At 58.5% G+C, this 26,968-nt stretch carries 29 protein-coding genes and 1 other RNA gene; 17 read left to right on the top strand and 13 right to left on the bottom strand.

The features are described from left to right. Positions 1–3: 3 nt before the first annotated feature. Positions 4–1,338 carry a sigma-54-dependent transcriptional regulator gene (locus ACR0LX_RS01780; protein ID WP_170711441.1) on the top strand — a complete coding sequence of 445 codons (1,335 nt, stop codon included), beginning with the start codon at positions 4–6 and terminating at the stop codon, positions 1,336–1,338. Between the two features lie 509 nt (positions 1,339–1,847). Beyond that, on the top strand, positions 1,848–4,691 hold the full coding sequence (locus ACR0LX_RS01775; protein WP_480782319.1) for an Rne/Rng family ribonuclease: 2,844 nt from the start codon (positions 1,848–1,850) through the stop codon (positions 4,689–4,691). Positions 4,692–4,754: 63 nt separating this feature from the next. Here the strand turns inward: ACR0LX_RS01775 and ACR0LX_RS01770 are convergent, their stop codons facing one another. Beyond that, entirely contained in the window at positions 4,755–4,988 is a 234-nt protein-coding gene (locus tag ACR0LX_RS01770) for a sulfurtransferase TusA family protein (protein WP_480571120.1), read from the bottom strand. A gap of 106 nt (positions 4,989–5,094) precedes the next feature. Here ACR0LX_RS01770 and ACR0LX_RS01765 point away from each other — a divergent pair, with 106 nt between their 5' ends. The 4 genes from ACR0LX_RS01765 to ACR0LX_RS01750 all read left to right on the top strand — a co-directional run bounded on the left by ACR0LX_RS01765 (position 5,095) and on the right by ACR0LX_RS01750 (position 9,450). Further along, entirely contained in the window at positions 5,095–5,847 is a 753-nt protein-coding gene (locus ACR0LX_RS01765; RefSeq protein WP_480782318.1) for a cytochrome c biogenesis CcdA family protein, read from the top strand. An 87-nt stretch (positions 5,848–5,934) separates the two neighbouring features. Then, the gene (locus tag ACR0LX_RS01760; RefSeq protein WP_480782317.1) at positions 5,935–7,149 is read left to right on the top strand and encodes a hypothetical protein; all 1,215 of its coding nucleotides are present in this window, start codon (positions 5,935–5,937) and stop codon (positions 7,147–7,149) included. Further along, complete coding sequence (locus ACR0LX_RS01755; protein ID WP_480782316.1) at positions 7,146–8,495, top strand: cytochrome P450; 1,350 nt, start codon at positions 7,146–7,148, stop codon at positions 8,493–8,495. Before ACR0LX_RS01760 ends, ACR0LX_RS01755 begins: the two co-directional genes overlap by 4 nt. A gap of 73 nt (positions 8,496–8,568) precedes the next feature. Then, on the top strand, positions 8,569–9,450 hold the full coding sequence (locus ACR0LX_RS01750; protein ID WP_480782315.1) for a fructose bisphosphate aldolase: 882 nt from the start codon (positions 8,569–8,571) through the stop codon (positions 9,448–9,450). Positions 9,451–9,452: 2 nt separating this feature from the next. On the opposite strand, the gene ACR0LX_RS01745 is transcribed toward ACR0LX_RS01750, so the two are convergent. The 4 genes from ACR0LX_RS01745 to fumC form a co-directional block, all read right to left on the bottom strand. Next, positions 9,453–10,055, bottom strand: a complete 603-nt coding sequence (locus ACR0LX_RS01745; protein ID WP_480782314.1) for a DNA-3-methyladenine glycosylase I — start codon at positions 10,053–10,055, stop codon at positions 9,453–9,455. 61 nt (positions 10,056–10,116) lie between these two features. Next, complete coding sequence (locus tag ACR0LX_RS01740; RefSeq protein WP_480569539.1) at positions 10,117–10,335, bottom strand: ribbon-helix-helix domain-containing protein; 219 nt, start codon at positions 10,333–10,335, stop codon at positions 10,117–10,119. Then, positions 10,332–10,508, bottom strand: coding sequence for a DUF4169 family protein (locus ACR0LX_RS01735; protein WP_480569542.1), 177 nt, complete (start codon positions 10,506–10,508; stop codon positions 10,332–10,334). The genes ACR0LX_RS01740 and ACR0LX_RS01735 overlap by 4 nt, the downstream gene beginning before the upstream one ends. After that, entirely contained in the window at positions 10,508–11,902 is a 1,395-nt protein-coding gene (fumC, locus tag ACR0LX_RS01730) for a class II fumarate hydratase (protein ID WP_480782313.1), read from the bottom strand. Before fumC ends, ACR0LX_RS01735 begins: the two co-directional genes overlap by 1 nt. A 206-nt stretch (positions 11,903–12,108) precedes the next feature. Between fumC and ACR0LX_RS01725 the strand changes: the two genes are divergently transcribed. Further along, positions 12,109–12,672, top strand: a complete 564-nt coding sequence (locus tag ACR0LX_RS01725) for a hypothetical protein (protein ID WP_480782312.1) — start codon at positions 12,109–12,111, stop codon at positions 12,670–12,672. A gap of 24 nt (positions 12,673–12,696) precedes the next feature. On the opposite strand, the gene ACR0LX_RS01720 is transcribed toward ACR0LX_RS01725, so the two are convergent. The 8 genes from ACR0LX_RS01720 to ACR0LX_RS01685 all read right to left on the bottom strand — a co-directional run bounded on the left by ACR0LX_RS01720 (position 12,697) and on the right by ACR0LX_RS01685 (position 18,180). Beyond that, complete coding sequence (locus ACR0LX_RS01720; protein ID WP_480569551.1) at positions 12,697–13,161, bottom strand: SspB family protein; 465 nt, start codon at positions 13,159–13,161, stop codon at positions 12,697–12,699. 76 nt (positions 13,162–13,237) lie between these two features. Continuing rightward, on the bottom strand, positions 13,238–14,488 hold the full coding sequence (gene chrA, locus ACR0LX_RS01715; RefSeq protein ID WP_480782311.1) for a chromate efflux transporter: 1,251 nt from the start codon (positions 14,486–14,488) through the stop codon (positions 13,238–13,240). Continuing rightward, a complete protein-coding gene (locus tag ACR0LX_RS01710) occupies positions 14,485–15,300 on the bottom strand; it encodes a chromate resistance protein ChrB domain-containing protein (RefSeq protein ID WP_480782310.1) in 816 nt (271 codons plus the stop codon). Before ACR0LX_RS01710 ends, chrA begins: the two co-directional genes overlap by 4 nt. 131 nt (positions 15,301–15,431) lie before the next feature. Then, on the bottom strand, positions 15,432–15,863 hold the full coding sequence (locus ACR0LX_RS01705; protein ID WP_480569560.1) for an ester cyclase: 432 nt from the start codon (positions 15,861–15,863) through the stop codon (positions 15,432–15,434). Positions 15,864–15,961: 98 nt separating this feature from the next. Next, positions 15,962–16,308, bottom strand: a transfer-messenger RNA (tmRNA) gene (ssrA, locus tag ACR0LX_RS01700). A 36-nt stretch (positions 16,309–16,344) separates the two neighbouring features. After that, the gene (locus ACR0LX_RS01695; protein WP_480782309.1) at positions 16,345–16,707 is read right to left on the bottom strand and encodes a DUF4345 family protein; all 363 of its coding nucleotides are present in this window, start codon (positions 16,705–16,707) and stop codon (positions 16,345–16,347) included. A 14-nt stretch (positions 16,708–16,721) separates the two neighbouring features. Next, entirely contained in the window at positions 16,722–17,372 is a 651-nt protein-coding gene (locus tag ACR0LX_RS01690) for a TenA family protein (protein WP_480782308.1), read from the bottom strand. Positions 17,373–17,448: 76 nt separating this feature from the next. Beyond that, positions 17,449–18,180, bottom strand: a complete 732-nt coding sequence (locus ACR0LX_RS01685; RefSeq protein WP_480782307.1) for a FadR/GntR family transcriptional regulator — start codon at positions 18,178–18,180, stop codon at positions 17,449–17,451. Between the two features lie 86 nt (positions 18,181–18,266). Between ACR0LX_RS01685 and ACR0LX_RS01680 the strand changes: the two genes are divergently transcribed. The 10 genes from ACR0LX_RS01680 (at position 18,267) to ACR0LX_RS01635 (ending at position 26,963) form a co-directional block, all read left to right on the top strand. Further along, positions 18,267–19,058, top strand: coding sequence for a DUF2182 domain-containing protein (locus tag ACR0LX_RS01680; protein WP_480782306.1), 792 nt, complete (start codon positions 18,267–18,269; stop codon positions 19,056–19,058). Positions 19,059–19,062: 4 nt separating this feature from the next. Then, entirely contained in the window at positions 19,063–19,767 is a 705-nt protein-coding gene (locus ACR0LX_RS01675) for a DUF1326 domain-containing protein (protein WP_480569573.1), read from the top strand. A 56-nt stretch (positions 19,768–19,823) separates the two neighbouring features. Further along, a complete protein-coding gene (locus ACR0LX_RS01670; protein ID WP_480782305.1) occupies positions 19,824–20,918 on the top strand; it encodes a dimethylsulfoniopropionate demethylase in 1,095 nt (364 codons plus the stop codon). 41 nt (positions 20,919–20,959) lie between these two features. Then, positions 20,960–21,955 carry an acryloyl-CoA reductase gene (gene acuI / locus ACR0LX_RS01665; protein WP_480782304.1) on the top strand — a complete coding sequence of 332 codons (996 nt, stop codon included), beginning with the start codon at positions 20,960–20,962 and terminating at the stop codon, positions 21,953–21,955. 179 nt (positions 21,956–22,134) lie between these two features. Next, complete coding sequence (frr, locus tag ACR0LX_RS01660; RefSeq protein ID WP_480569582.1) at positions 22,135–22,698, top strand: ribosome recycling factor; 564 nt, start codon at positions 22,135–22,137, stop codon at positions 22,696–22,698. A gap of 9 nt (positions 22,699–22,707) precedes the next feature. Further along, positions 22,708–23,439 carry a polyprenyl diphosphate synthase gene (gene uppS, locus ACR0LX_RS01655; RefSeq protein WP_480569585.1) on the top strand — a complete coding sequence of 244 codons (732 nt, stop codon included), beginning with the start codon at positions 22,708–22,710 and terminating at the stop codon, positions 23,437–23,439. Then, positions 23,436–24,218 (top strand): phosphatidate cytidylyltransferase, encoded by a 783-nt coding sequence (locus tag ACR0LX_RS01650; protein WP_480569588.1) that lies wholly within the window; start codon positions 23,436–23,438, stop codon positions 24,216–24,218. The genes uppS and ACR0LX_RS01650 overlap by 4 nt, the downstream gene beginning before the upstream one ends. Then, entirely contained in the window at positions 24,218–25,390 is a 1,173-nt protein-coding gene (gene dxr / locus ACR0LX_RS01645; protein WP_480782303.1) for a 1-deoxy-D-xylulose-5-phosphate reductoisomerase, read from the top strand. The genes ACR0LX_RS01650 and dxr overlap by 1 nt, the downstream gene beginning before the upstream one ends. Positions 25,391–25,394: 4 nt before the next feature. Then, a complete protein-coding gene (gene rseP, locus ACR0LX_RS01640; protein ID WP_480782302.1) occupies positions 25,395–26,747 on the top strand; it encodes an RIP metalloprotease RseP in 1,353 nt (450 codons plus the stop codon). An 87-nt stretch (positions 26,748–26,834) separates the two neighbouring features. Beyond that, positions 26,835–26,963, top strand: coding sequence for a hypothetical protein (locus tag ACR0LX_RS01635; protein WP_480569597.1), 129 nt, complete (start codon positions 26,835–26,837; stop codon positions 26,961–26,963). Positions 26,964–26,968 lie beyond the last annotated feature (5 nt).

Below are 26,968 nucleotides of genomic sequence, written 5' to 3'. Positions count from 1 at the left end.
ACTATGGCACAGGCCATGAAGATCGCCATTGTGGATGACGAACAGGACATGCGCCAGTCGATCAGCCAATGGCTGGCGTTGTCCGGATACGATACCGAGACCTTTTCGAGCGCTGAGGATGCGCTCAAGGTGTTGGGGCCCGAATATCCCGGGATCGTGATTTCGGACATCAAGATGCCCGGCATGGACGGTATCCAGTTGTTGAAGAAACTGATGGGGGCCGACAGTACGCTACCGGTTATCATGATCACCGGTCACGGCGACGTACCGATGGCGGTCGAAGCCATGCGTGTCGGGGCGTTCGACTTTCTTGAAAAGCCGTTCAACCCCGATCGCATGTCAGAACTCGCCAAACGCGCCAGTAACGCGCGGCGTCTTACGCTGGACAACAGGGCCCTACGGCGAGAGCTATCGGGCGGTACGCAGATCATGAACAAACTGATCGGCGCCAGCCCTGTGATGGAGCGTCTGCGCGAGGATATTCTGGATCTAGGCCAAGCCGACGGTCACGTTCTGATAGATGGCGAAACCGGCACCGGCAAAACGTTGGTGGCACATGCGCTGCACGCGGTTGGTAGCCGGGCGGGCAAAAAGTTTGTCCTCGTGTCCTGCGCCGCATTGGAAGAGGACGCGTTGTCGAAACGCTTGTTTGGCCCGATGATGCCCGAAGACACGCAACTGCCCGCGATCGAAGAGGCGAGGGGCGGCACGCTGGTCCTTGAGGATGTCGAGGCGCTAAGCGACACGTTGCAGGCCCGTCTGCTAAGCGTGATGAATGAACAGGGGACACCCGCAGAAACACGGATCGTCGCAATCTCAAACCTGCAAGAAGCTGGCAAGACCAGTGAAGATGTTTTGCGCCCCGACCTGTTCTATCGCCTGGCCGCGCTGCGCATCACCATGCCGCCGCTGCGACAGCGCGGAGAAGACATTCTGACGCTGTTCACGCGCCTCAGCGAGCAGTTTGCCGAGGAATACGGATGTGACTCGCCGCAGGTCAGTGCTCAGGAAGCGGCGCAACTGCTGCAGGCCCCGTGGCCGGGCAACGTGCGTCAGTTGATCAACATCGCCGAGCGCGCCGTTTTGCAGTCGCGCCGAGGGTCCGGCACGATTGCGTCGTTGCTGATGTCGGATCACGAGGAAATGCAACCGGTCATGACGACCGAGGGCAAACCTCTGAAAGAGTATGTCGAGGCGTTTGAGCGGATGCTTATCGACAACACGATGCGCCGCCACAAGGGCTCGATCGCGTCGGTGATGGATGAGCTTTGTCTGCCGCGTCGGACCTTGAACGAGAAGATGGCCAAATACGGATTGCAGCGCTCGGACTATCTGTAAGGGCAGAGAGGGGACCAGCCCCTTCTTGAGCCGTAGGCTCGATTCTCACGCCGGTACATTTTTTAGCCAGATGAAGGGATCCTGCGTCGCGTTCTGATCGCGCGATGCAGTTTGCCCATTGTCTTTTCCACAAGACTGCTTTTATTGTGTCCGGACGGGTCGGGCATTTTTTTGCGCCCATAAGTCCCGAATCTTTGAGTTTCGCTGCATCGCCACATGTGATGAACACCCCGATGGCTTTGCAGACCGATTGTGCCCCACGCGGGCAACAGAGCACCTGAGCCCGACCAACGGGCGAAAGGAATAAATGGGCAGGTCGCGCATCGCCGCGCCTGTCGGAGAAGAACCGCGATGACGCGCGCGCAACGATTGAGACAACGGGCAGGGGGCCACAGCGCCGAACCCTGCCGCGCGCCGTCCGATATCGCCCTGACAAGACACCACCCCAAAAGCGCCTGTCCACCCGGACGGGTCAGGACGACGCGTTTGGCGCGGTGCACCAAGGACACATGGCTAAGAAAATGCTTATCGATGCCACCCACGCGGAGGAAACCCGCGTCGTGGTGGTCGACGGAAACAAGGTCGAGGAGTTTGACTTTGAATCCGAAAACAAACGTCAGCTTGCCGGAAATATCTATCTAGCAAAAGTTACGCGGGTCGAACCCTCGTTACAGGCGGCATTTGTGGACTACGGCGGAAACCGGCACGGGTTTCTGGCGTTCTCGGAGATCCACCCCGACTACTATCAGATCCCGGTCGCAGATCGCGAGGCGCTGATGGAGGAAGAGCGCGCTTACGCCGAGGCGATGAAGGCGCGGGACGAGGCGGAAGAGGCCAAGCCCAAGAAACGTCGCTCACGCTCGCGCAGCAAAGCCGCAGATGTGAAATCCAACGACGCGGTGGAAACGCTTGATGTCGCATCCGAACCGACAGGTATGGAAACCATCGATCTGGACCACGGCGACGAAAACGACGACGCCTCGGTGCCGGAAGGCACGTCTCCGATGGAGATGGTTGCTGAAACACCGGTGGAAGAGCCTGTCGATACCCCAGAGGACGCAGGCGCAGACGCGGTAAGTGAAGATCAGCCTGAAGAAGCTGCCGCCGAAGTTGTCGAAACTTCGGAAGAAACTGAAGCGGAAGCAACCGAAGAACCTGCCGCTGATGAGGTCGCGCAAGCCGAGACTGCGGACGACGAATCTGAACCTTCGGAAGCCGTCGAAACCACGTCTGAGGATGCTGAGGCATCGGACGATGAGGGCGACGACGAGGCAGAGGGCGAGCAGGCCGGATCGAAAGCGTCGGACAAGGACGAGACAATCGAATCCGTCGCTGACGAGGATGACAGCGAAGACATCCGTCCGCCACGCAAGCCGCGCCCGCGCCGGTACAAGATTCAGGAAGTGATCAAAGTCCGCCAGGTCATGCTGGTGCAGGTCGTAAAGGAAGAACGCGGCAACAAGGGCGCCGCTCTGACCACCTACCTGTCGCTGGCAGGCCGGTATTGCGTATTGATGCCGAACACCGCCCGGGGCGGTGGTATCAGCCGCAAGATCACCAATGCCGCCGACCGCAAGAAACTGAAGGATATCGCAGCCGAGATCGACGTTCCGACCGGAGCAGGCCTGATCGTGCGCACCGCAGGTGCTAAGCGCACCAAGTCCGAGATCAAGCGGGATTATGAATACCTGCAGCGTCTGTGGGAGCAGATCCGCGAGTTGACGCTAAAATCCATCGCGCCGGCAAAAATCTATGAAGAAGGCGACCTGATCAAACGCTCGATCCGCGATTTGTACAATCGCGATATCGACGAAGTTCTGGTCGAGGGCGAGGGCGGGTACCGCATCGCCAAGGACTTCATGAAGATGATCATGCCGTCTCATGCCAAGAACGTGAAACGGTATGAGGATGGACTGCCGTTATTCGCGCGCTATCAGGTGGAAAGCTATCTGGCAGGGATGTTCAACCCGACGGTTCAGCTGAAGTCCGGTGGCTATATCGTGATCGGCGTGACCGAAGCGCTGGTGGCAATCGACGTGAACTCGGGCCGGGCGACCAAAGAAGGCTCGATCGAGGAAACCGCGCTCAAGACGAACCTTGAGGCGGCCGAGGAAGTGGCGCGTCAGCTGCGCCTGCGCGATCTTGCGGGTCTGATTGTCATCGACTTTATCGATATGGACGAGCGCAAGAACAACTCGGCGGTTGAAAAGCGTTTGAAAGAAAAGCTTAAAACCGACCGGGCGCGCATTCAGGTTGGCCGTATCTCGGGTTTCGGCCTGCTGGAGATGAGCCGTCAGCGCCTGCGCCCCGGCATGATTGAGGCGACGACGCAACCGTGCCCCCATTGCCACGGAACCGGTTTGATCCGGTCGGACGACAACATGGCCTTGTCGATCCTGCGTCAGATCGAAGAGGAAGGCACTCGCCGTCGCTCGCGCGAGGTATTGGTACGTTGCCCTGTCAGCATCGCAAACTTCCTGATGAACCAGAAGCGCGAACATATTGCGCAGATCGAACAGCGCTATGGCCTGTCGGTTCGGATCGAAGGCGACGTGCATCTGGTCAGCCCTGATTTCTCGATGGAGAAATTCAAGACCGCCAGTCGCAATGTGCCCGAGGCGACCGCTCCGGTCGTGTCCGTGGATGCGTCGCTGATGGACCTTGTTGACGCACCGGAAGATGAAGAAGAGGTCGCGGACGACGCCGGACAGGCGGAAGAAGAGACCAAGCCCAAGCGCAAACGTCGCCGCCGTCGCCGCAAGAAGAATTCCGGAAACGGAGAGACAAACGACGCTGCAGCGGCCGATGGCGAGGCTGCGCCAGAAGAAGCGGCCGAGGATGGCCAAGCCGTCGAAGAGAACACCGAGGCGGGGGAAGAGGCCGAGAAACCCGCCAAACCCAAGAAACGCCGTGCGCCGCGCCGCCGCAAGAAAGACGCCGAGGCCGAAGAGGCCGAAGCAGCGCCGCAAGAGGCCGATCCGGTTCAGGCTGAGGCTTCGGAAGAGCAAGCGGAGGCCAATGCGGAACTGGTGGTCGAGCCCGCGCAGGATAGCGTTGCTGAGACCTCGGATCAGCCGGTTGAACCAATTGCCGAAGAGACAACTGCGGCAGCCGAGCCGGTCGCTGCCGAGGAGGTCGCGGAAGCACCCGAGGCAACCCAAGCAACGGAAGAACCGACAGCGGAAGAACCCGAAGTGGCGCAGGCCGCAGACGCATCGGAAGTTACGCAGGCGGCGGAAGAACCTGGACCGGTTGACGCGCCAGCGGAACCCGTTCTCGAGACCGTCACCGAAGAACCGGAACCAGCACCCGCCAAGCCCAAGCGGCGCGGTTGGTGGTCATTGGGTCAATAATCGGATCAGAAACAAGAAAAGGCGGGCCTTCATGCCCGCCTTTTTTCTTGGTGCCGCGGGACGTTATCCGGATTTCCGGATCACATAGACTTGATGGTCCGCTGCCTGCTCCTGCGAGACCAGTATGTGCCCGGCCTCGGCGCAGAAATGAGGCACGTCGACAATCGCCGCCGGATCATCCGCCAAAACGCGCAAGACAGCCCCTGCAGGCAAGGATTTCAGGCGTTTTCGCGCTTTCAGGACGGGCAGTGGGCACAGCAGCCCAAGCGCGTCGAGTGTTTCTGTCGGTTCGCTCATGTCCTTGGGGATAGGTGTTGCGCCCGGGACTGTCCAGCGGGCAACCACGAGGATGTGACCGTTTTGCCCCGTGACGAAGCCCGCGCGATACCATATGTGCAGATCCATGTTCGGAATTGATATCATCGATGCGGGCCTGCTGCCTGCCATGCTCATCGCCATGATCGGCGGGTTGATCAGCTTTCTGTCGCCCTGCGTGCTGCCCATCGTGCCGCCATATCTGGCGTATATGAGCGGCGTGACGATCAACGAGATGCAGGACGAGGCACGCGCGCGGCGAAAGGCAACGCTTTCGGCTCTGTTTTTTGTCATGGGGCTATCGACGGTCTTTTTGCTGCTTGGGTTCACGGCCTCGGCGTTTGGGGCGTTTGTGCTGCAAAACCAGGTTCTGTTCGCTAAATTGTCCGGCGCGGTGGTCATTGTCTTTGGTCTGCATTTCCTGAACGTGTTCCGTATTCCGCTGCTGGACCGCGAAGCCCGCGTGGATACCGGTGATTCTGGCGGTTCAGTGTTTGGCGCGTATATTCTGGGACTTGCTTTCGCCTTTGGATGGACCCCGTGTATCGGGCCGCAGCTGGGTGCGATCCTGTCTTTGGCAGCGTCCGAAGCGTCAGTCGCACGCGGAACGTTGCTGTTGGGCGTCTATGCGGCGGGTCTGGGTATTCCGTTTCTGCTGGCGGCCATGTTCCTGAACCGCTCGATGACCGTGATGAACCGGATCAAGCCCTATATGGGCACGATCGAGAAAGTCATGGGGGGCTTGCTGCTGTTTGTCGGTATCATGCTGGTCACCGGGCTGTTTACGGAATTCAGCTGGTGGCTGCTCGAGACTTTTCCGGCTTTGGCAACGCTTGGTTAACGACCTGACGATTTAGTGGGTCTGCAAAGGGTGCAGGTCTTACCATGACCGTCGCGCTGCGCTAACCTGCGGGACAAAGGCTAGGGCATGAGCAGTCAGAAACGCCATCCGCAGATTTTCAAACGCCGGGTTTTCTATATTCCCGGCTTCGACCCGTTTCCGCCGCGTCGCTATCGCGAGCTCTATCGCAGCGAGGGCCGCGCTCAGGCCGAAATTTCAGGCTATTCCGTCAGTGTTGCGGGCCGGACCGGGCCGGGGCCTTATGGTTGGCATGTCACGTCCTTGCAGGAAGATACTGAAATCCAGACGGAATTCGAGGTTCTGGCCTGGTCGGATATCGTGCGGGACAGCATGGCGCAATCTATCCCGGCGACCTTTTGGCAATTGGCTCGAACCGCGTGGATCTACGGATCGACCGGAACGCTCAGCCGTTTGGTGCGCCTGCGCAAAGGACCCGTTATCGCGGCGCTATACCCGGTCGCGATGCTGCTGTTGCAACTGTTGGCGGCGGTGTTGGTTCTGTGGGTGGCGACTGCGTCACTGACACCTCTCCTTGGGGCACTGGCTTTTGTGCCGGGGGCGCTGACCGCTTATGGTTTGTTGGTTGGGTTTCGCCGTTTCGATAACCGGCTCTATGCTTATTACCTGATGTTGGACTACGCGCATTCTGCACATCTATATGGCGCTATTTCAGAGGAACTCAACGAACGCCTGAAGCAGTTTGCAGACCGTATCGAACAGGCGCTAGCTACGGATGTGGACGAGGTGCTGGTCGTCGGCCACAGCTCGGGCGCACATCTGGGGGTCATGGTCCTTGCGGATGTTTTGCGCCGAGGCGCGGTTTCCGGTCACAGACCCGCGTTATCATTTTTGTCGTTGGGGCAGGTCGTGCCAATGGTGTCATTCCTGCCAAAGGCAGACCGACTGCGGTGCGACCTTCGCGATCTCTCGATTAACCCTGACCTGACCTGGGTGGACGTTTCCGCGCCCGGTGACGGTTGCACCTTTGCCCTGTGCGATCCGGTCGGGGTCAGCGGCGTGGCCGGTCCGGATCAGAAATGGCCTTTGATCCTGTCCGCAGCCTTCACCCAGACCTTGTCGACAGAGCGATGGAACACACTTCGCTGGCGGTTCTTTCGGCTGCATTTTCAATATCTTTGCGCGTTCGATCAACCCGGAGATTATGACTATTTCCGGATCACTGCAGGGCCGCTGACTCTGGGTCGGCGTTTTGAAGGGCGCGCGCCCTCGCGCTCGCGGATCACGCATGCGGTGTCCAAATACAGGTCGGTGCAGGTATGAAGCCGCCCAAACCAACGCCGCGCGCTGATAAGGTGTCGTTGCTGAGATATGCCAAGCTGTTCCGACAAGATCTGCTGTCGGCCCAGCCGCAACGCCTGTACCGCGCCTGGATGGCCGAATTTCGCACGCCGTTCTTTCGGTCCTACATGATCAACCAGCCCGAGTTGATAGATGTGGTGCTGAAACAACGCCCGGACGCCTTTCCAAAATCCAATCGGATCAGCGAAGGGTTGCGCCCTCTGTTGGGAAATTCGGTGTTCCTGACCAATGGTGCGCAGTGGAAACGGCAGCGGCGTATCATCGACCCGGCCTTTGCGGGCGGACGCCTGAAAGATACATTCCCCGCCATGGTGGCGGCGGCTGATCAATGCGTCGCGCGTTTGGGGCAAAACAGCGCTGCTGAGATTGAGGTCGAGGAGGTCACCAGCCACGTCGCGGCCGACGTGATCTTTCGGACCTTGTTCTCGGTCCCAATCGAACATGAAATCGCCGCGCAGGTCTTTGATAAGTTCAAGGCCTACCAACGTGAACAACCATTGCTGAACCTCGCGGCCTTTTTGCCATTGCCGCAGTGGGTACCCCGGCTTCATTCTCGGAAAACCCGCGAAACAGCGCGTGATATTCGCGATCTAATCGGGCGTCTGACCCGGGACAGGGCTGATTTGATTGCGGCTGGACAGGCCCCCGACGATCTGGCGACCAAGATCATGACAACACCCGACCCAGAGACCGAACGCTGTTTTGACACCGACGAGATGATAGATCAGGTGGCGATCTTCTTTTTGGCAGGGCATGAAACCAGCGCCTCAGCGCTGGCCTGGTCGCTGTACCTGCTGGCGCTCTACCCTGAATGGCAGGACAAGGCGGCGGCCGAGGCGCAGGCGGTGGGCACACCGGATTTCGCCTCGCTGTCGCAACTCCAAATCTGCCGCGATGTGTTTCGCGAGGCGTTGCGGCTGTACCCTCCGGTGCCGATGATGGTGCGCGAAACGACCTGCCCCGAGACCTTCCGTGGTCGGGCTATCGGAAAGGGGGCACAGATTGTGCTCAGCCCCTGGCACCTGCACCGGCACGAGCGTCTGTGGGACCGCCCGGACGAATTTGACCCCGCGCGCTGGCAGACCGAAAACGGCAGGGCGTGCCAGAGGTCGGCCTATATGCCGTTCTCGGCCGGTTCCCGCGTGTGCACAGGTGCCGGATTTGCCATGGTCGAGGGGCCGCTGATTCTGTCGCAGCTGTTGCGCCGCTTCCGCTTCGAAACAATACCGGGTCAGACCCCGGTACCGGTCGCGCATCTGACCGTCCGCGCAAAGGATGGGATTTGGTTGCGCCACAGTGGGCGCTAACAATCTACCATCCTCGAAAGCCTTGCTGTATTCGGGTGGGAAAGCGGAATCATTTTTTGAACGGGATTGACTCATGTCCAATGCAGAACAACGCGCGCAGATGACGAATGGCGCAGGATTTATCGCAGCGCTGGATCAAAGCGGCGGGTCGACGCCCAAGGCTTTGGCTTTGTATGGGGTTGATGCTTCGCAATATGGATCAGACGAAGAGATGTTCGGTGAGATCCAGCAAATGCGCGCCCGTATCATTCTGGCAGATGACTTCACAAAGGACAAAGTGATCGGTGCGATCCTGTTCGAACGCACTCTGTCCGAAGAGATCGAGGGTCGCAAAGTCGCGGACTACCTGTGGTCGGTTAAGGGCATCGTTCCGTTTCTGAAGATCGACAAAGGGCTGGAAGACACCGCTAATGGCGTACAGGTGATGAAACCGATCCCCGGACTGGCCGAAACTCTGTCGAAAGCTGATGGCGTGTTTGGCACCAAGGAACGCTCGGTCATTCATGAGGCCAACGCCGAAGGGATCGCAGCAGTCGTGGCGCAACAATTCGACGTGGCCCGCGAAGTAACCGACGCAGGCATGGTTCCGATTGTCGAGCCCGAGGTCAACATTCATTCCGAAACCAAGGCCGAGGCCGAGGATATTCTGAAGACCGAACTTCTGAAAAACCTGGATCAGTTGGCAGAAGGGCAGGAAGTTATGCTGAAGCTGACCATCCCCAGCCAGGCCAACCTGTACGACGAAGTTGCCGATCATCCGCGCGTGATGCGGGTTGTGGCCCTGTCGGGTGGCTATTCCACCGAAGAAGCCTGTGATCTGCTTGGGCAGAACGGCAAAATGATTGCATCGTTCTCGCGGGCGCTGACCGAAGGGTTGTCGAAACAGCAATCGGATGCCGAGTTCAATGCAGCCCTAGGCGGCAATATCAACAAAATCCATCAGGCCTCTGTCTGAGCCTAAGTCGGCTTGATGAACGAGCGGCGCAGTTGCGTCGCTTTTTCACGCATGGTGCAGCCATGGGCGTGGTCGTTGACCAGACCCATGGCTTGCATGAACGCAAAAACCGTTGTCGGCCCGACGAATTTCCAGCCACGTTTCTTTAACTCTTTCGACAGGACCACCGACTCGGGTGAAGTCGATACGGTTTGTGGCTCCGGCGCGGTCTCGGCCTCATATCGCCAGACAAATGCGCCCAGAGATCCTTCGGAGTGCACAAGTTCCTGCATTCGGCGTGCATTGTTTATGACGGCTTCGATTTTTCCACGATGACGGACGATACCTGCATCCTGCAAAAGCCGTTCGACATCGGCCTCGGTAAATGCCGCGACCTTGTTATGGTCAAACTGGCAGAATGCCTTCCGAAAATTCTCGCGCTTGGACAGAATAGTGCGCCAGCTTAGCCCTGACTGAAAGCTTTCAAGGCACAGTTTTTCAAACAATCTCTGATCGTCCGAAACGGGATAACCCCATTCATTGTCGTGATATTCAAAGAACTCAGGCGCGGATCGGCACCAGGCGCAGCGTGGCTTGCCATCTGGTCCGAGAACGGTATCGGTCATGCGTGTACCTCTTTTGTTCCGGTCAGATTAACCGTCAGACGCCCGACGACGCAAGAGGCGTTCAGCGTTCTCGATACCAGTTGAGAATGAACACCCGAATGGCAGAGGCAAGCCCTGTTTCCGGGTCCCGATCGACATCGATTTCGGCTGCCAACACATTGATTGGGATGCCTTTTTGTTTTGCGATGTCGCGAAACGCGCCCCAAAACTCATCTTCCAGGGAGACGGAAGTCCGGTGCCCTTTGAGGGTCAACGAGCGTTTGACCGGGCGGCCACTCATTCGTCAAGCTTGTGACCATCAAGATCACGGCGCTGTTTGTTCTGCTGCTGCTCTGCCATTTGTTTCTCGCCCTTGGTGCGCCCAAAGGTGACAGCGTTCTGGTCGGCGCGGGCTTTTTTTTCTGCCCGCGCCTTGTCTTTGCGAAACCGGTTCAGATTGACCGGCTTACCCATCAGTCTTTGGGCCCGATCATGTGTTCCGGGCGTACCACTGCGTCAAAGGTTTCCTCGTCAACGAAGCCAAGTGCGATGGCTTCTTCCTTGAGGGTCGTGCCGTTCTTGTGGGCGGTCTTGGCGACCTTGGTGGCGTTGTCGTATCCGATGGTGGGCGCCAGTGCCGTGACCAGCATCAGCGATTCTTTCATCAGCTTGTCGATGCGTGGTTCGTTAGCCTTGATGCCCAGCAGCATCCGTTCGGTAAAGCTGTCGGTGGCGTCGCCCAACAGCTGGATCGATTGCAGCAGATTGTAAGACATCATCGGGTTGTAGACGTTCAGCTGGAAATGCCCCTGCGAACCGGCAAATTTCATCGCGGCATCATTGCCCATCACATGTGCGGCCACTTGGGTCAGCGCCTCGGCCTGGGTCGGGTTGACCTTGCCGGGCATGATCGACGATCCCGGTTCGTTCTCGGGCAGGATCAACTCTCCAAGACCCGAACGCGGGCCGGAACCCAGCAGGCGGATGTCATTGGCGATTTTGTAGCAGCTGCCGGCAATTGTCGCCAAGGCACCGGACAGGAACACCATGGCATCATGGGCGGCCAGCGCCTCGAACTTGTTGGGCGCTGTCACAAAGGGCAGGTCGGTGATATCGGCCATGTTCTTGGCCACGGCCTCGTCCCAACCGTTATGCGTGTTCAGACCCGTGCCGACGGCCGTGCCGCCCTGCGCAAGTTCGTAGATGCCGGGCATCGAGGCCTTGACCCGGGCGATTCCCTGTCGGATCTGATGTGCGTAGCCGCCGAATTCCTGCTCAAGCGTCAGCGGGGTCGCATCCTGCGTATGCGTCCGGCCGATCTTGATGATGCCTTCGAATTCCTTCGCTTTCTGTTCCAGTGCGCTCGCGAATTTCTCGAGACCCGGCAGCAGCACGTCCCGCACGCTCATCGCCGTTGCGATGTGCATAGCGGTGGGGAAAGTGTCATTCGAGGACTGACCCATATTGCAATGGTCGTTCGGGTGAACCGGGTCTTTCGATCCGATTTCGCCACCCAGAATCTCGATTGCGCGGTTGGCGATAACCTCATTCGAGTTCATGTTCGACTGTGTGCCAGATCCGGTCTGCCAGACCACCAGCGGGAAGTTGTCGTCAAACTTGCCGTCAATGACCTCACCAGCCGCCTGAATGATTGCATCGGCGATTTTTGCGTCCAGCTTGCCAATCGCCTTGTTTTCCATGGCGCAGGCTTTCTTGATCACACCCAGCGCACGAACGATCGCCACTGGCTGTTTTTCCCAGCCGATCGGAAAGTTCATGATTGAACGTTGCGTCTGCGCGCCCCAGTATTTGTCCGCAGGGACTTCTAGCGGGCCAAAACTGTCGGATTCGGTGCGGGTCTGAGACATTGGTCACTCCGTTTGGTATGCAGTCGTATGCCGTTTAACCTCGGTGCGGTTACAAAGCAACATGCCACTTTCGCGCACCATAAACTCTGACCCGTCAAAGGTATAGACGAAGGACAGCGTCAAATAATCGACGTTAGCGAAAACAGTGCCATTGTGCCTGACCGGGCTAGAGTTAAGATAAGAGAGCAACCGCGACGGAGTCTTTCATGCGCGTATCCTCCTTTGACCGCCCTTTGCATGTCATCGCATCCGCGCTGGCCCTGGTTTTCTGTCTTCTCGTCACCGTTGGGGCCGCACAGGCAGCGGATATCGCACCTTTTGTCGGCGACTATACCGGATCGGCGGATGTCGTCGACGCGGACGGCACCGAAACGCCCCGGGATATGAGCGTGTCAATCCACGAAACCCGCGGTGGGTTCAATGTAAGCTGGTCGACGACCACCTATAAAGGCGACGGTCGCGTGAAGGAAGAAAAGTACTCGGTCGACTTTCAGTCTTCGGCCAGGCCCGAGGTCTTTTCGGCGGCGATGAAGCGCAATGTCTTTGGGCATGAGGTGCCGTTGGATCCGATGGCCGGAGAGCCGTTTGTTTGGGGCCGGATCGACGGCGACACGTTGACCGTGTTCTCGCTGTTCATCGATGAAAACGGTGGGTATGAATTGCAGCAATTCGACCGGACCCTGGCCGAGGGTGGGTTGAATCTGTCCTTCTCGCGCTTTCGCAACGGTGAAAAATCGCGATCGGTCCAGACATTCCTGAAGAAAGACTAAACCCCGCAGCGGGCGGGGTTTGCGTTATTTGCGGAAACTGTCCAACGACACCACATCGGCGTCGTGATGAGGTTCATCCTCCTCGGGCTCGACCTCGATGCTTTCTTCGGGGATGAAATCCGCCTCATCCTCGTCTTCGGGGCTTTCAAAGCGCAAGCCGAATTCAACCGACGGGTCGACGAAGGTCTTGATCGCCATATAGGGAATATACAGCGGTTCCGGCGCGTCGCCGAAGTTCAGCGTGATCGAGAATCCTTCGTCACCGACTTCAAGGTTCTCGAACCAATGCTGCATGACGATTGTCATTTCTTCCGGGTAACGGTCGCGCAGCCAATCGGCGATGTCCACGCCTTGTTGCTGCGTGTCGAAAGTGATGAAGAAATGATGCGCGCCCGGCAGGCCGTTTTGGGCAACACCCGTCAGCACGGTCTTGATCAGACCGCGCATGGCCGTGTGCATCAGGTTCCCATAGTCGATGTCTTGCGACATGTTTGATCCTCGAAAGTGGTGGCTCTCAGCATAAGGGATTTGAACGGAAACGAAAGGCTGGGATGCGGGTGATTGATTACAAAATCTCAAACACCAGCCCGGCCAAACTCATCACGATCAGTGTCACCGCTAAACCGGATTTCAGACGGAATATCAACAGGCTTGCGGCCAGTGTCAGCACAAGCGCGCGCGCATCCAGCGTCGAAAGCTCGGGCAGGGGCATGGATACCGGACCCCAGACCCCGGCATTCACGTTGCCGAAAAGAACGTTCATGCCGAACCACACGGACAGGTTGAGAATCACACCCACCACAGCGGCTGTGATACCCTGCATCGCCGCTGCCAGACGCGGGCGCGCGGCGATTTTGTCCAGATAAGGACCAGCCAGAAAAATCCACAAGAAACAGGGAACAAAGGTTGCCCACAGAGCAACAGCCCCGGCGGCAAGGCCCAGCGCCGTGCCGCCCGATTGCTGGCCTGTCAGCATCGCAACGAACTGTGTGACCAGGATCAATGGGCCGGGTGTCGTCTCAGCTAGACCCAGTGCGTCAATCATCTGATCGGTGCTGATCCACTGATAGGTGTCGACCACGGTCTGCGTCATGTAGGCCAGCACCGCATAGGCTCCGCCAAATGTCACCACGGCAAGACGCGCAAAGAACCACCCCAGATCCGCCAAAAGAGTCTGCCCCGCCAGTTCAAGCGCCAGAAGCGGCGCCAGCCAGAGTGTCAGCCAGATCGCCGCCGTCCGCACTGGTCGCGCCAAAGCCGGAGAGCCGGATTGTACCGGAACCTGCGTGTTTTTCGCAGTCGCATAGCCCCAGGTGGCCGCCGCCAGAATGATCAAAGGAAACGGAAGGTTAAGCGCAAAGATAGCTAGAAAACCCAATCCGGCGATGACCTGGTAACGTTGCTCGGTCAGCGCCTTTCGGGACAGATTGCGCACTGCCTGAATGACGATGACAATCACCGTCGCCTTGATGCCCAGAAACCCGGCCTGAACCAGAGGCAGTTCGCCATAAGCCGCATATAGCCCGACCAGTACCGCGATAACGAACGCACCCGGCAGCACGAAAAGAGAGCCCGCGATCAGACCGCCGACAACACCCCGGAGCCTCCATCCGGCATAGGTCGCCAATTGCATCGCCTCGGGGCCCGGCAATAGCATGCAGAGTGACAGAGCCCGCAAATAGGTCTGTTCATCCAGCCAGGGCCTGCGCTCGACCAGTTCCTGGTGCATAAGCGAAATCTGGGCTGCTGGGCCGCCAAATGACAGTAATCCGATGCGTCCAAATACGCGGCAAAGCTCTTGCAGGGATGGGCTCATTGGCCATGTCCCGCTGGCCAGTCATGGCTTTCCTCGAACCCATCGCGCGCCCAGCGGTAAAGCGCGTCGTAGAGGTGCAGCCCGGCGGTGAGCTGCTGCTGGTCATCTTTGTACTGGCGCGACAATCCAACCGAAATCGCCAGAAGACCCGCCGCCTGTGCGGCATCTTCATGCTGATTGGTGTCTGCGGCGCGGATGATCGCGGCCATACGGTCCAGTGGTTTCGATCGGATGTCGAACGCGTCCAGCATCGTATCAAACGTGCAGCCGTCGTTCCGGTGGCCAAAAAACACGTCACCCACATCAAATGGCGTAGCGCCGAAATTGTCGGCCACGCCTTGAACTTCGGATGGCGCGACAAACAGAAACCGCGCCTTTGGGTCTACGAAGCGCCGGATCAACCAGGGACAGGCGATGCGGTCGATCTTTGGGCGATGCCGCGTCACCCAGAGCGTGCCGCCATCGACTGGCGAGGGCAGGGCGGTGAGGTCGGCAAGCAAAGCGTCCGGTGAATCACGCCAGGCAAAATGCCCGCCCTCAAGATATTCCGCGCTGCACCCTTCGGCCTGCAGCCAGGACACCACGCCCTGGCTCAGTTTCTTTCCTTTCTGGCAGATGATCACGCCCGACCCGGACCCGATCAGGGCCCTAAGCCCGCCGATATCGTCATGCGAATGCCGGATCGATCCCGGAATGATCCGTGGATCATCTGCGAAATCCGGCGGCGTCCGTATATCGATCAGAACCGGCGCGTCGGGTGTTCCGATCAACCGGGCGAGTTGTCGTGGTGTAATAGCGTTGGGCGCAGCCATGGCATGTCTCCTGCGTGTCTTCGGATCCATGCGAAACTTGGGCTTTCGCCTCACGGGGTGTTCGCAAGCTTACCCCATGAGGGTGTGCTAGCGCGGAACCAAGGGATGGGTCAAGCTTGCGAAATTTCAAGCTATGACCAATCCAGCCGTTGTCCGGTCATGCAGACCGGTAGAGTATCCTGTGGAAACTGCCCCAGCTGTTCGAACAGCGAGATAAAGTCGAACTGATTATACGCCTCGACCATCTTGTCGCCCTTGAACCGCGCCATCACCTGCCCCGTGACCTCGAGCGGGGCGCCGTTATCGGCGCGAAAGGTGCGCACGTGCAGGATCGCGGATACCCAGTCGTCATGTTCAACGATTTTGGGCAGATCGACCTTGATCTCACCCAGTATGTGCCGGAAGGCCATCACCAGATCACGGAAATCATCGGCACCGACCTGCATCTCCGGAATAAGACCTTCGGCCATCGTGTCAGGGGCAAAAAACTGATCAATCGCTTCGGTGTTGCCGTTTTCCCAAACTTCCGAATACCACGCGCGCAGTGTGTCTGTATTAGTCATCCCGACTCTCCTGTCCTGTCAGGGCAGGATGCGCATCAAACGTGAACAAACTCTGAACACGCGTTAAATTGGCGGAAAACATCAGACATAATTTTGGAAATGCAGGTTTCTGTTGCCAGGTACCTGCGAACCCCGCCTTACGCGGCTAGGCGTAAGGGCTTAAGTTTCGGTCTTGTTACTGCTTACGCAGCAACTGCAACCGGAGCACGATTGTCGTTTGCAATTGTACTATTTTCGCCGGTAACGGTGGCAGACAGCCGAGACAAAGCTAACCCCTTTAGACGTTCGTCGATCCTGTTTCGGCCCCATGATCTTCAAACGAAAGATTTTGGTGGAGCCGCCGGGTACCGCCCCCGGGTCCGATCCGCTTATTACGAGCGCGTTTATGTCCATAGTCCCGAAGGACATTACCTATATAGGTGAGCAAGGGACGGGATGCAAACTGGGATTTCTGGATTACGTTTGCATTCAAAACAAAGGTTTACGCGGCTCTGTTGATGTTCGCCAAAATAAGCCAAAGCGCAAGTGCCAATTCGATTCCGCCAAATGTCACTGCTTTGACCAGCGGCGGGTTGTCCAGAACGACGGAAACAAACCGACCCAGCGCCGCGCCCGCGTAGACGACACCCAGCATTGCGTATGCCATCGGATGGTTCAGCCACAGTACCGCAAGACCAGTCACCACGAACAGCCCGCCGACCGAGGCGCGCATTTCGCTCAGCCCCATATTGCTGTCCGTTGGGGCCAAATCCAGCGCTTGTGCGGTAAAAGCGGGGGCCAAAAAGCCGAACAGTCCGAACGTAATTGTCAGCGCGGCAGCCATTATGTTCAGCGTTGATACCATCTGTGCTCCTCCGCTCAGGCGGCGTAGGCCGCATCAAAGAATTCTCGTTCCAGTTCAACCGCGCGATTGAACAGGCGCGTCACTTCGGCCTGCGCGGATGGGTCCAGTGTGGGCCAAACCGCATCCAATTGACCCCGCAGATATGCGACGACGCCCTCGAACCCTTCGCCCGCATGTAGCGTGATCCATTCCGCAAACCAGAACGGTAGGTCAGGCGAAGGTGGATTTACCGGCGTCGCCCATGTCAGATAGACCCATTCGGCAACCACCAGCACCGCCAGCATGTTCTCATACCGGCCCGAGGCGGCGGCTTCGGCCATCAATTCCTGAAACGCGCGTGTCGCGGGGGGCGGGTCCGAGATTGGCTGGGTGCCCATCGCCTCCATCGCGCGTAGGAAATAGGTGTTCTCCGGGCCGGTGATGACCGCAAGAAACTGCGCCGCGGGCACGCTGTCAGCCAATGTGGGAGCCTGCGCGATGGCGCTGGCCAGCAGGCGGACAAATCCATCAACAAATTGGTAATCCTGTTGCAGATACCATCGCATCTTACGCGCAGGCAGCGTACCGTCGGCCAGTTCGCGGGTGAAGTCATGGGCGGTGGCAGCCTGCCAATCCTGCAATTTGCCAAGTCGCAGAATTTCGGTCGGGCGGGCGCTGTCCAGCATGCGGAAACTCCTTGGTTTTTCCTGCGCAGACAAAGCCTGTTTCGGGACAAAGCGCAAGGTCAGCATGCCTGCGGTATCAGGCGGGTTTGCGGTGGCGTTCGGCCACATCAGCGGCCAGTTGGCGCGTATATGTCTCTAACTCGGCCAAAGTCGCGTCAACCGTAACTGCATCGCGGGCTTCGAGCGCGTCCGCGATTTTGCCATGCAGCACTATGATCGCCTCGCGAGAGCGGGCGGTGAAGGTTATCATGTTCATCAGCGGTTGCATGGCCTCGACGGCGCCCGCCAGCTGGTAGGACAGCACCGGATTGCTTGCTCCGTCCACCAAAGCGCGATGAAAATTCACGTCCGAGGCGCAAAATGCCTCGTCCGTAAGACCGGGCTGCGCCTGACGGTGGATCTCGGCCCGCATGGTCGCCAGTTGATCCGCAGTCCTGCGCTGCGCGGCCAGCACGGCACAGGCGCGTTCCAAAGCAAAGCGCGCCTCGCAAGCCGTGTCGAAACTGACGGCATTCATCGACAACAACAGGGTCGACGTCGTGATTTGCTGGGAATAGGCGTCCTCGAAACTCAACCGGTTCACGAACGCACCGCCGGTGGCGCCGCGCTGCGTGCGGATCAGAGATTGCGCTGCAAGGCGTTTCAACGCTTCGCGCACGGTTGGGCGCGAAACCTGAAACTGATCCGCAAGCTCGGCCTCGGAGGGCAGGCGTTCATCCACGATCAGATCCCCCGAAATGATCGCGTCGCGGATGGCATGCGCAATCTGTGCCGACAGATCAGAGCGGTTCCGGGGGTCGATTTTCATATTCACGGGCCTGCAGGTCAGATTTTATTTGTCTGACATTTAAAAGTCTGACATTTGAAAAGCAAGGACCGAGTCGGGAGGAAAGCATGAGTCGCGCCGTTCTACGCAGTGCCGTGTGGCTGGGTTTTTACGCCGCGATCCTGTGGGCATGGTGGATCATGTTCTCGATGAGCCGCGAAATGGACCTCGATTGGATCGGTCGCCCCGGGCCGATGGGCCAGGCCATGGCCGCGATGGATCCGCGGATGGACATGTACATGCCGATGGCGGAGTTCGGTCCGCTGTTCTGGATGTGGGCGATCATGATGGCGGCGATGATGCTACCAACGCTGGTGCCAACGTTGCGCAGCTATGACGACCTGATCCACAGCGCCGACGGAACCCGAGCCGGCTGGGTTGGCGTTCTGACGGGGTATTTCGTCGTGTGGGTCGGTTTTGCCGCAGCGATAACCGGGTTGCAGCTGGCACTGTTGTTTGGCGGAGCGGTTGACATGCTTGGGATCGCAAAATCCCCCTGGCTGGCGGGCACTTTGCTGATCGTTGTAGGCGCGTTCCAGTTCAGCCGCACGAAAGAGGTCTGCCACGGGGTCTGCCACGCGCCGATGACCTATTTCCTGGGGCACTGGAAAACCGGCTTTGCCGGCGGGATACGCATGGGACTGGGGCTGGGCGCGTTTTGCGTCGGCTGTTGCTGGGGTTTCATGGCGCTTGGATTTGTCGGTGGGGTCATGAGCTTGCTGTGGATGGGCCTGGCGACGCTGTTCATGGTTCTCGAGAAACTCCCTCAGATTGGTCACGCAGTAACGCGCCCCATGGGGTTTGCATTGATCGCAGGCGGAGCAATTCTGCTAGCGCATCACATAATTTACGGAGGATAACGCAATGGCAAAAAACAGAAAACCTGATGCCGACAAGCTGCCGGTGAGCCAGCGGATCGACAGCCGGATGCCGAACCCGAAGCGGCGCGAGATGAGCCCGACGGACTGGGCTATCAAGGGTGAGCTGATCCTGAACTGTTCCTGTGATGTGTTTTGTCCCTGTGTGGTATCCTTGGGCGCGCATCCTCCGACCGAAGGCCACTGCCATGCCTGGATGGGCGTGATCATTGATGAAGGCCATTACGAGGGCGAGGACCTGTCGGGCCTGAATGTCGGCCTTCTGGTCGATATCCCCGGTCGAATGGGGGAAGGCCAGTGGAAAGTCGCGGCCTATGTGGACGAGCGCGCCAGCGGCAAAGCCTATAACGGACTGCTCCAGATCTTCAGCGGTCAGGCGGGGGGCACCACCGGTTTGTTTACCATGCTGGTCAGCGAGATCATCGGGGCCGAGCGTGCTCCGGTGCAGATCGAACGTGACGGCACCAAGCGCCGGATTGTCATCGGGCGGAAAATTCAGGGCGAGATCGAGATGCTGGCAGGCAAAGATCCGGAACACCCGGTGATGGTGTCGAACTCGAAATACTGGATGGGTCCGGACATCATCGTTGCGCGCGGCACCAAGTCCAAAGTGCGAGACTATGGCCGCGTCTGGGACTTTGGCGGCAAATCCGCAGAAATCTGCCCGATCAATTGGCACGGACCAAAATAAGCTAATGTTATCGGGATATTGCCCGGAAAAGATCAATCTGCCTGAAGGACGTTGAGATGGCAGTCATCACTCCCAACCGCCGCGTGCGGAAAACTCCGTTTACCCCGGGTGTCGAAGCAGCGGGTGTCGGCGGCTACACCGTCTATAACCACACGCTGCTGGCGACGTTCTTTGAAAGCGTTCAGGCCGATGCAGCGCATCTGAAACAACATGTTCAGGTCTGGGACGTGTCCTGCGAACGACAGGTGCAGATCAAGGGGCCGGACGCGCTGCGCCTGATGAAGATGCTCAGCCCGCGTGACATGGATAAGATGCGGGCGGATCAATGCTATTACGTCCCGGTCGTCGATCATCTGGGCGGAATGCTGAACGACCCTGTGGCGATCAAACTTGCCGATGATCATTATTGGCTGTCCGTTGCGGACGGAGATCTTTGGCAATTTGCCTTGGGACTTGCCATCGCGTTGGATCTGAATGTCGAAATTATTGAACCTGATGTTTCGCCGCTTGCAGTCCAAGGGCCGAAGGCGGACGACCTTATGGCACGGGTTTTCGGCGAAGACGTGAGGGACATTAAATTCTTTCGCTACAAACGGTTGCGCTTTGAAGATAAAGAATTCATCGTTGCGCGATCTGGTTGGTCGAAACAGGGCGGTTTCGAGATCTATGTCGAAGGGTCAGAATATGGCATGCCGCTTTGGGATACGCTGTTTGCCAATGGTGCGGATCTGAATGTTCGCGCCGGCTGTCCCAACAATATTGAACGGGTCGAAAGCGGATTGCTTAGTTTCGGGTCCGACATGCGCCGCGAGAACACGCCTTATGAATGCGGTCTGGCACGGTTCTGCAATTCACCATCGGATTATTTCGGCAAGGCGGCGCTGGCCGATCAGGCCCGGAACGGACCACCGCGCCAGATCCGACCTTTGGTGATCGAAGGAGAGATTGGACCTTGCACAGGGTCCTGGCCCTTGATGGCGGGCGGTGGTCAGGTCGGGCAGGTGGCCTCGGCCGTGTTCTCGCCCGAGTTTGGGGTCAATGTGGCGATCGGCATGGTGGATCGCGCTTACTGGGATCCCGGCACACGGATCGAATTGATCACCGAACACGGCATGCGATGGGCAGAAGTGCAGAAGGAATTCTGGCGCTAGCCCGAAATGACACACCAAAACCGGTTTAAGGAGACGAGATTATGTTCAAGGCGTTAGTTGTTGAGAAAGATGAGGAAAGCGGTCTGGCAAATGCGGCGATCAAGGAATTGTCGGCAGACGATTTGCCAAATGGAGAGGTGACGGTCGCTGTTGAATACTCAACCGTCAACTACAAGGACGGTCTGTGCATGTCGCCCAAGGGGGGTGGGCTGGTGCGCAGCTATCCTCATGTGCCGGGGATCGACTATGCGGGGACGGTCGAGGCATCCTCGGATGATCGCTACAAACCCGGTGACAAGGTTGTTCTGACCGGCTGGCGCGTTGGCGAGGCGCATTGGGGAGGCTATTCGCAGAAAGCCAATGCGTTGGCAGATTGGCTGGTGCCGTTGCCGGATGGGTTGACCACGCGACAGGCGATGGCGGTCGGTACTGCAGGTTTTACGGCCATGTTGGCCGTCATGACGCTGGAAGATCACGGATTGGCCCCTGGACACGGACCGGTTCTGGTCACAGGGGCCGCAGGGGGTGTCGGATCGGTCGCAACGGCCATTCTGGCGCATCTGGGTTACGAGGTCGCAGCGGTCACCGGGCGCCCTGAAACGGGCGACTATCTGAAATCGCTGGGTGCAACCACCATCGTGCCGCGCGAGGAACTGAACGAAACGACCAAACGCCCGCTGGAAAGCGAAACATGGGCTGGATGCGTCGACGCCGTTGGTGGCGAGATGCTGGCCCGCGTTCTGGGTCAGATGAAATACGGCGCTTCGGTCTCGGCAGTTGGTCTGGCAGGCGGGGCAGGCTTGCCAGCGACGGTCATTCCTTTCCTGCTGCGTGGCGTGAACCTTCTGGGGATCGACAGCGTCATGCAGCCCTATGAAAACCGGGTTCGCGCCTGGCAGCGGGTGGCAACCGATTTGCCCATGGACAAGCTTGAGGCGATGATTCAGCCTGCGGCATTGGACGATCTGCCGAAACTGGGGGCCGATATCCTGAAGGGTCAGGTCAAGGGCCGGGTCGTGGTCGACCTGAACGCCTGATCCTGAGATGCCGGATGACGGTCGGGCAGGGTCCGGCCGTCGCGCCAAGCCGACCAGGGCAAAAAAGAACGTCCAAACCTCTGGTCTTCGTCACAATTCGCACTCATGATTGCTATACAACCCAATTCCGATGGCTTATGACCCACCGGAACAGCACCTGAAGACGGGGAGTGAGCAGAATGTCTGACGATTTCGAACTGGACACCGATGATCTGAAACGCCGCATGGATGGCGCGATGGCCAACCTCAGAACCGAATTCGCCTCGTTGCGGACCGGGCGCGCCTCGGCCTCGATGCTCGAGCCTGTCATGGTTGACGCCTATGGTTCGATGACGCCGATCAATCAGGTCGGAACGGTGAACGTGCCCGAACCGCGGATGGTCACGGTAAATGTCTGGGACAAGTCCTTGGTCGGCAAGGTCGAAAAGGCGATTCGTGAAAGCGGGTTGGGGATCAACCCTCAGCTGAACGGAACGATCATCATGCTGCCGATTCCCGAACTGAACGAAGAGCGCCGCCGCGAACTTACAAAAGTTGCCGGGCAATATGCCGAAAGCGCTCGTGTTTCGATCCGCAATGTGCGCCGCGATGGCATGGACCAGATCAAGAAGGGCAAGGCGGACGGCTTGTCCGAAGACGACCAAAAGTTGTGGGAGAGCGAGGTTCAGGACCTCACGGATGAGATGATCAAATCGGTGGATGAGGCGCTGGAAACCAAACAAGCCGAGATCATGCAGGTCTGAGAGCGTCTGATGCCAAAGGATCCCGATACCGAAACGCTGCAAGGCCCAAGGCACGTTGCCATCATCATGGATGGCAATGGCCGTTGGGCACAGGCCCGGGGACGTCCGCGGCTGTTCGGCCACCACGCCGGTGCGCGCAAGGTGCGCGAGGTGGTCGAAGCCTGCCCGCGATTGGGGATCAAGTATTTGACGATCTTTGCTTTTTCGACTGAAAATTGGAAACGGACGCAGGTCGAAGTCGCCGGTCTGATGAGCTTGTTCAAACGCTATATAATCAAGGAAACCCAAACCCTGAAGGACAACGGCATCCGGGTTCGTTTCATCGGCGATCGGGTGCGCCTGGACAGCAAACTGACCGGGCTGATGGACACGCTGGAACAGGAAACCGAGGGTAACGATCTGGTTCACCTGACAGTTGCGCTGAACTATGGCGGTCGGGACGAGGTCGCGCGCGCCACGCGCCGTCTTGCGCGCGACGTTGCCGAGGGTCATTTGCATCCCGATGAGGTGGATGAGGAAACGCTGCCAAAATACCTCGATACGCGCGTTTTACCCGATCCTGATCTGGTCATTCGCACCAGCGGCGAGGCGCGGATTTCGAACTTTCTTTTGTGGCAGTCCGCCTATTCGGAATACGAGTTCATCGATACGTTGTGGCCGGATTTCACCGCCGCTGAACTGGAACGCCTGTGCCGCAATTTCGGTGCCCGGGATCGCCGGTTTGGGGCTGTTCCGGCATGAGCGATGGCCGATGGTCTGATCTGACTGCGCGGGTTCTCTCGGCAGCGGTTCTGGTCGCCGTAGGCGCAGTTGAAGTCTGGCTGGGCGGCCTTTGGTTCGAAGCATTTGTCGCGGCTGCCTGCGCCATCATGACTTGGGAACTGGTGCGCATGGTCGATCCGCAGCGCAATGGGATCGCCTTGCAATTGGCTATACTCACTGCCGTTGCGGTGGTGATCAGTTACCATTTGCCGTCGGGTTACAAGTTGCCGATCTTGTTGGTTCCGGCTGTGGTCGGGGCGGCGCAAATTACGCAACATCGCGGTCTGTTTGCAGCCTTTGCGATCTGGATCGCCGCGTCAGGGCTGGGCTTTATCACGATCCGAGAAAGTATGGGCTTTGGCTGGATGGTCTGGCTGATTGCGGTGGTTGTTGCGACAGATGTAGCCGGGTATTTTGTTGGAAAATCTATCGGAGGCCCTAAATTCTGGCCAAAGGTCAGCCCGAAGAAAACCTGGTCCGGAACGGCCGGAGGATGGGCAGCGGCAGCTTTGGTAGGCGCGATTTTTGCCTATCACGCCGGGTTCGGAATTCTGTTCGTTCTTGTCTCGGTGGTGACGTCAATGGCCAGCCAAGCAGGGGATATTGTGGAAAGCGCCACCAAGCGGAAGTTGGGGGTCAAGGACAGTTCGTCCCTGATCCCGGGCCATGGCGGGTTCCTTGATCGGTTCGACGGCATGATGGGGGCCGCGTTTTTTGTGCTGATCGCTGGGCTGGTTTACGCGCCAGGGGGAATGTGATGCGCAAGGTTTCCATTTTCGGTGCAACCGGATCAATCGGGCAGAACACCATCGACCTGATTGCGCGTGATGCCTCTGCGTATGACGTCGTCGCACTTACCGGCGGCTCGAACATAGCGCAACTGGCTGAGGATGCCCGAAAGCTTGGCGCCCAGTTGGCCGTCACCGCGCATGAAGATCGGTTGCAGGACTTGCGCGATGCTCTGTCCGGCAGCGGGGTCGAGGTTGCAGCGGGGCAGGCTGCCCTGACCGAAGCTGCAAATCGTCCCGCCGATTGGGTCATGTCGGCCATTGTCGGATCAGCCGGGTTGGCACCCGGGCTTGAAGCGTTGAAACAGGGTGCAACACTGGCATTGGCCAACAAGGAGACGCTGGTCTGTGCAGGTCCCTTGGTGCTCGAGACCGCTCGGGCGCACAACGCGCGCCTTTTGCCTGTGGACAGTGAGCATTCGGCGGTGTTTCAGGCTCTGGCTGGTGAGGACATGACCGCGGTCGAGCGGATTGTCATCACTGCCAGCGGCGGTGCCTTCCGCGACTGGCCGCTACAAGACCTGGCTCGGGCGACGGTCGAACAGGCCTCGAGCCATCCGAACTGGGATATGGGGCAGCGGATCACGATTGACAGTGCGTCCATGTTCAACAAGGCGCTAGAAGTTATCGAAACCAAAGAATATTTTGGAATCTCGCCGGAAAAGATCGAGGTTTTGGTTCATCCGGAATCCATCGTGCACGCCTTGGTCGGTTTTCGGGATGGCGCCTTTATGGCCCATCTGGGGGCGCCGGACATGCGCCATGCGATCGGGTATGCGTTGCACTGGCCGAAACGGCGCGAATTGCCGGTACAAAGGCTGGATCTGGCCGCCTTGGGGCAATTACGTTTTGCAGCGCCTGACGAGGCGCGCTATCCCGCGCTGCGCCTTGCGCGCGAGGTTATGGCGCGCGGAGGGCTGTCAGGAGCCATATTCAACGCCGCCAAGGAACGCGCGCTTGATCTTTTCATCCAGCGCCAGATCGGATTTCTGGACATGGCCGACACCGTTTCGGCGGTACTCGAGCGATTTGAAGGCACAGATAGCCTTATTGACGCCGAATTGACCCTTGATAACGTCCGGCAAACGGACCATCTGGCACGTCATTGGGTCGATGAAGCCGTACTGAAAAGAGCAGGATAAGTTTTTGGACATTTTTTCTCTGATCCCACAGTTTGGCGGGCTGCTGTACACGATTGCGGCCTTTGTTGTGGCGTTGTCCGTGATTGTCGCGGTGCATGAATATGGCCACTACATTGTGGGGCGTTGGTCCGGCATCCATGCCGAAGTGTTTTCGATCGGTTTCGGCCCTGTGTTGTGGAGCCGAATGGACAAGCACGGGACCAAATGGCAGATCGCCCTGTTACCGTTCGGAGGCTATGTCAAGTTCTTGGGCGACGCCAATGCCGCGTCCGGCAAGGACGAAGACGCGATGGCAGAGATTCAGGAACAAAGCCCCGAGGAATTGCGCCGCACCATGCACGGTGCGCCGTTGTGGGCGCGGGCGGCCACTGTTGCAGCGGGGCCTGTGTTCAACTTTATCATGTCCATTCTGGTGTTTGGGCTGATTTTCTGGTCGCAAGGCGTGTCGCGCGAGCCGCTGACGGTCGATACGCTCAAGCCGCTTCCCGGGACCATCCAGGGCTTGCAGGATGGCGATGAGATCATCGCCGTGGCCGGTATCCCGACGCCAGACTATGACAACGCCGTCACCTGGTCCGACTTCACCGATGCGCTGCCGGTTGAACCGGTGCTGGATTATACGGTTGTTCGCGATGGCCAAACCCTTGACGTTCAGGCGCCTTGGCTGTTTCCGCCGTTGATCCATCAAGTCGCGCCACGCAGCGCGGCCATGGATATCGAATTGCAATCGGGCGATGTGATTACCGCTGTGGACGGCGACCCGATCTTTGCATTTGAGCAGCTCAAGGAAAAGGTCGAGGGATCGAATGGCCGTGCGCTGCTGCTGAACGTCTGGCGCGACGGATCCGAGCTTGAGTTTGCGCTGGTTCCACGCCGCACGGACGAACCAAAGCCGGATGGCGGCTTTGTCACCCATTGGCGCATGGGGATTGTTGGCGGGATGATGTTGGAACCGGCGACCGAACCTGCTGGGGTCTGGGACTCGCTGACTGGTGGTGTCAGCCAGACCGTTCGCATTATCGAGGGCTCTTTGTCCGGCATGTGGCACATGATCACCGGCGCGATAAGCACCTGCAACATATCGGGACCGATCGGGATTGCCGAAACCTCGGGTGCGATGGCCAGTCAGGGCGCTCAGAATTTTATCTTCTTCATCGCTGTTCTGTCCACGGCGGTCGGGTTGCTTAACCTGTTCCCGATCCCGGCGCTGGATGGTGGGCATCTGGTGTTCTATGCCTATGAGGCTGTCGCCGGGAAACCGCCCAGTGACAAAGCATTGCGGGTTCTGATGGCGATTGGCATCACGCTCATCCTGTCGCTTATGATATTCGCGCTCAGCAACGATCTGTTCTGCTAAATAAGGCAGGCGCGGCACCACAAGGACGCAAAATTGCCTCAATTCAGGGTTACGGTGTGTACCGAGTTTAATCGGGACACGCCTGCGATGACCAAAGCCCTTAGAAAATCCTATCAGAGTTTCAGCACGCTTTTTGTTCTGAATTGGGACATGCTGCTCAGCTTCGGCATCACGGCTTTGGCGATGGCGCTTGGCGCCTATCTCGTCGGTTTGTGATTCTT

It is taken from the genome of Ruegeria sp. CH11 (assembly GCF_056537105.1).
The sequence above is the reverse complement of the archived record's forward strand: the minus strand, read 5'-3'. Positions and strand labels throughout refer to the sequence as shown.

Bases quoted from the DNA above. Each gene is read 5' to 3' on its own strand.
- ACR0LX_RS01780 (WP_170711441.1), top strand. From the start codon at position 4: ATGGCACAGGCCATGAAGATCGCCATTGTGGATGACGAACAGGACATG.
- ACR0LX_RS01775 (WP_480782319.1), top strand. From the start codon at position 1,848: ATGGCTAAGAAAATGCTTATCGATGCCACCCACGCGGAGGAAACCCGC.
- ACR0LX_RS01770 (WP_480571120.1), bottom strand. From the start codon at position 4,988: ATGAGCGAACCGACAGAAACACTCGACGCGCTTGGGCTGCTGTGCCCA.
- ACR0LX_RS01765 (WP_480782318.1), top strand. From the start codon at position 5,095: ATGTTCGGAATTGATATCATCGATGCGGGCCTGCTGCCTGCCATGCTC.
- ACR0LX_RS01760 (WP_480782317.1), top strand. From the start codon at position 5,935: ATGAGCAGTCAGAAACGCCATCCGCAGATTTTCAAACGCCGGGTTTTC.
- ACR0LX_RS01755 (WP_480782316.1), top strand. From the start codon at position 7,146: ATGAAGCCGCCCAAACCAACGCCGCGCGCTGATAAGGTGTCGTTGCTG.
- ACR0LX_RS01750 (WP_480782315.1), top strand. From the start codon at position 8,569: ATGTCCAATGCAGAACAACGCGCGCAGATGACGAATGGCGCAGGATTT.
- ACR0LX_RS01745 (WP_480782314.1), bottom strand. From the start codon at position 10,055: ATGACCGATACCGTTCTCGGACCAGATGGCAAGCCACGCTGCGCCTGG.
- ACR0LX_RS01740 (WP_480569539.1), bottom strand. From the start codon at position 10,335: ATGAGTGGCCGCCCGGTCAAACGCTCGTTGACCCTCAAAGGGCACCGG.
- ACR0LX_RS01735 (WP_480569542.1), bottom strand. From the start codon at position 10,508: ATGGGTAAGCCGGTCAATCTGAACCGGTTTCGCAAAGACAAGGCGCGG.
- fumC (WP_480782313.1), bottom strand. From the start codon at position 11,902: ATGTCTCAGACCCGCACCGAATCCGACAGTTTTGGCCCGCTAGAAGTC.
- ACR0LX_RS01725 (WP_480782312.1), top strand. From the start codon at position 12,109: ATGCGCGTATCCTCCTTTGACCGCCCTTTGCATGTCATCGCATCCGCG.
- ACR0LX_RS01720 (WP_480569551.1), bottom strand. From the start codon at position 13,161: ATGTCGCAAGACATCGACTATGGGAACCTGATGCACACGGCCATGCGC.
- chrA (WP_480782311.1), bottom strand. From the start codon at position 14,488: ATGAGCCCATCCCTGCAAGAGCTTTGCCGCGTATTTGGACGCATCGGA.
- ACR0LX_RS01710 (WP_480782310.1), bottom strand. From the start codon at position 15,300: ATGGCTGCGCCCAACGCTATTACACCACGACAACTCGCCCGGTTGATC.
- ACR0LX_RS01705 (WP_480569560.1), bottom strand. From the start codon at position 15,863: ATGACTAATACAGACACACTGCGCGCGTGGTATTCGGAAGTTTGGGAA.
- ACR0LX_RS01695 (WP_480782309.1), bottom strand. From the start codon at position 16,707: ATGGTATCAACGCTGAACATAATGGCTGCCGCGCTGACAATTACGTTC.
- ACR0LX_RS01690 (WP_480782308.1), bottom strand. From the start codon at position 17,372: ATGCTGGACAGCGCCCGCCCGACCGAAATTCTGCGACTTGGCAAATTG.
- ACR0LX_RS01685 (WP_480782307.1), bottom strand. From the start codon at position 18,180: ATGAAAATCGACCCCCGGAACCGCTCTGATCTGTCGGCACAGATTGCG.
- ACR0LX_RS01680 (WP_480782306.1), top strand. From the start codon at position 18,267: ATGAGTCGCGCCGTTCTACGCAGTGCCGTGTGGCTGGGTTTTTACGCC.
- ACR0LX_RS01675 (WP_480569573.1), top strand. From the start codon at position 19,063: ATGGCAAAAAACAGAAAACCTGATGCCGACAAGCTGCCGGTGAGCCAG.
- ACR0LX_RS01670 (WP_480782305.1), top strand. From the start codon at position 19,824: ATGGCAGTCATCACTCCCAACCGCCGCGTGCGGAAAACTCCGTTTACC.
- acuI (WP_480782304.1), top strand. From the start codon at position 20,960: ATGTTCAAGGCGTTAGTTGTTGAGAAAGATGAGGAAAGCGGTCTGGCA.
- frr (WP_480569582.1), top strand. From the start codon at position 22,135: ATGTCTGACGATTTCGAACTGGACACCGATGATCTGAAACGCCGCATG.
- uppS (WP_480569585.1), top strand. From the start codon at position 22,708: ATGCCAAAGGATCCCGATACCGAAACGCTGCAAGGCCCAAGGCACGTT.
- ACR0LX_RS01650 (WP_480569588.1), top strand. From the start codon at position 23,436: ATGAGCGATGGCCGATGGTCTGATCTGACTGCGCGGGTTCTCTCGGCA.
- dxr (WP_480782303.1), top strand. From the start codon at position 24,218: ATGCGCAAGGTTTCCATTTTCGGTGCAACCGGATCAATCGGGCAGAAC.
- ACR0LX_RS01635 (WP_480569597.1), top strand. From the start codon at position 26,835: ATGACCAAAGCCCTTAGAAAATCCTATCAGAGTTTCAGCACGCTTTTT.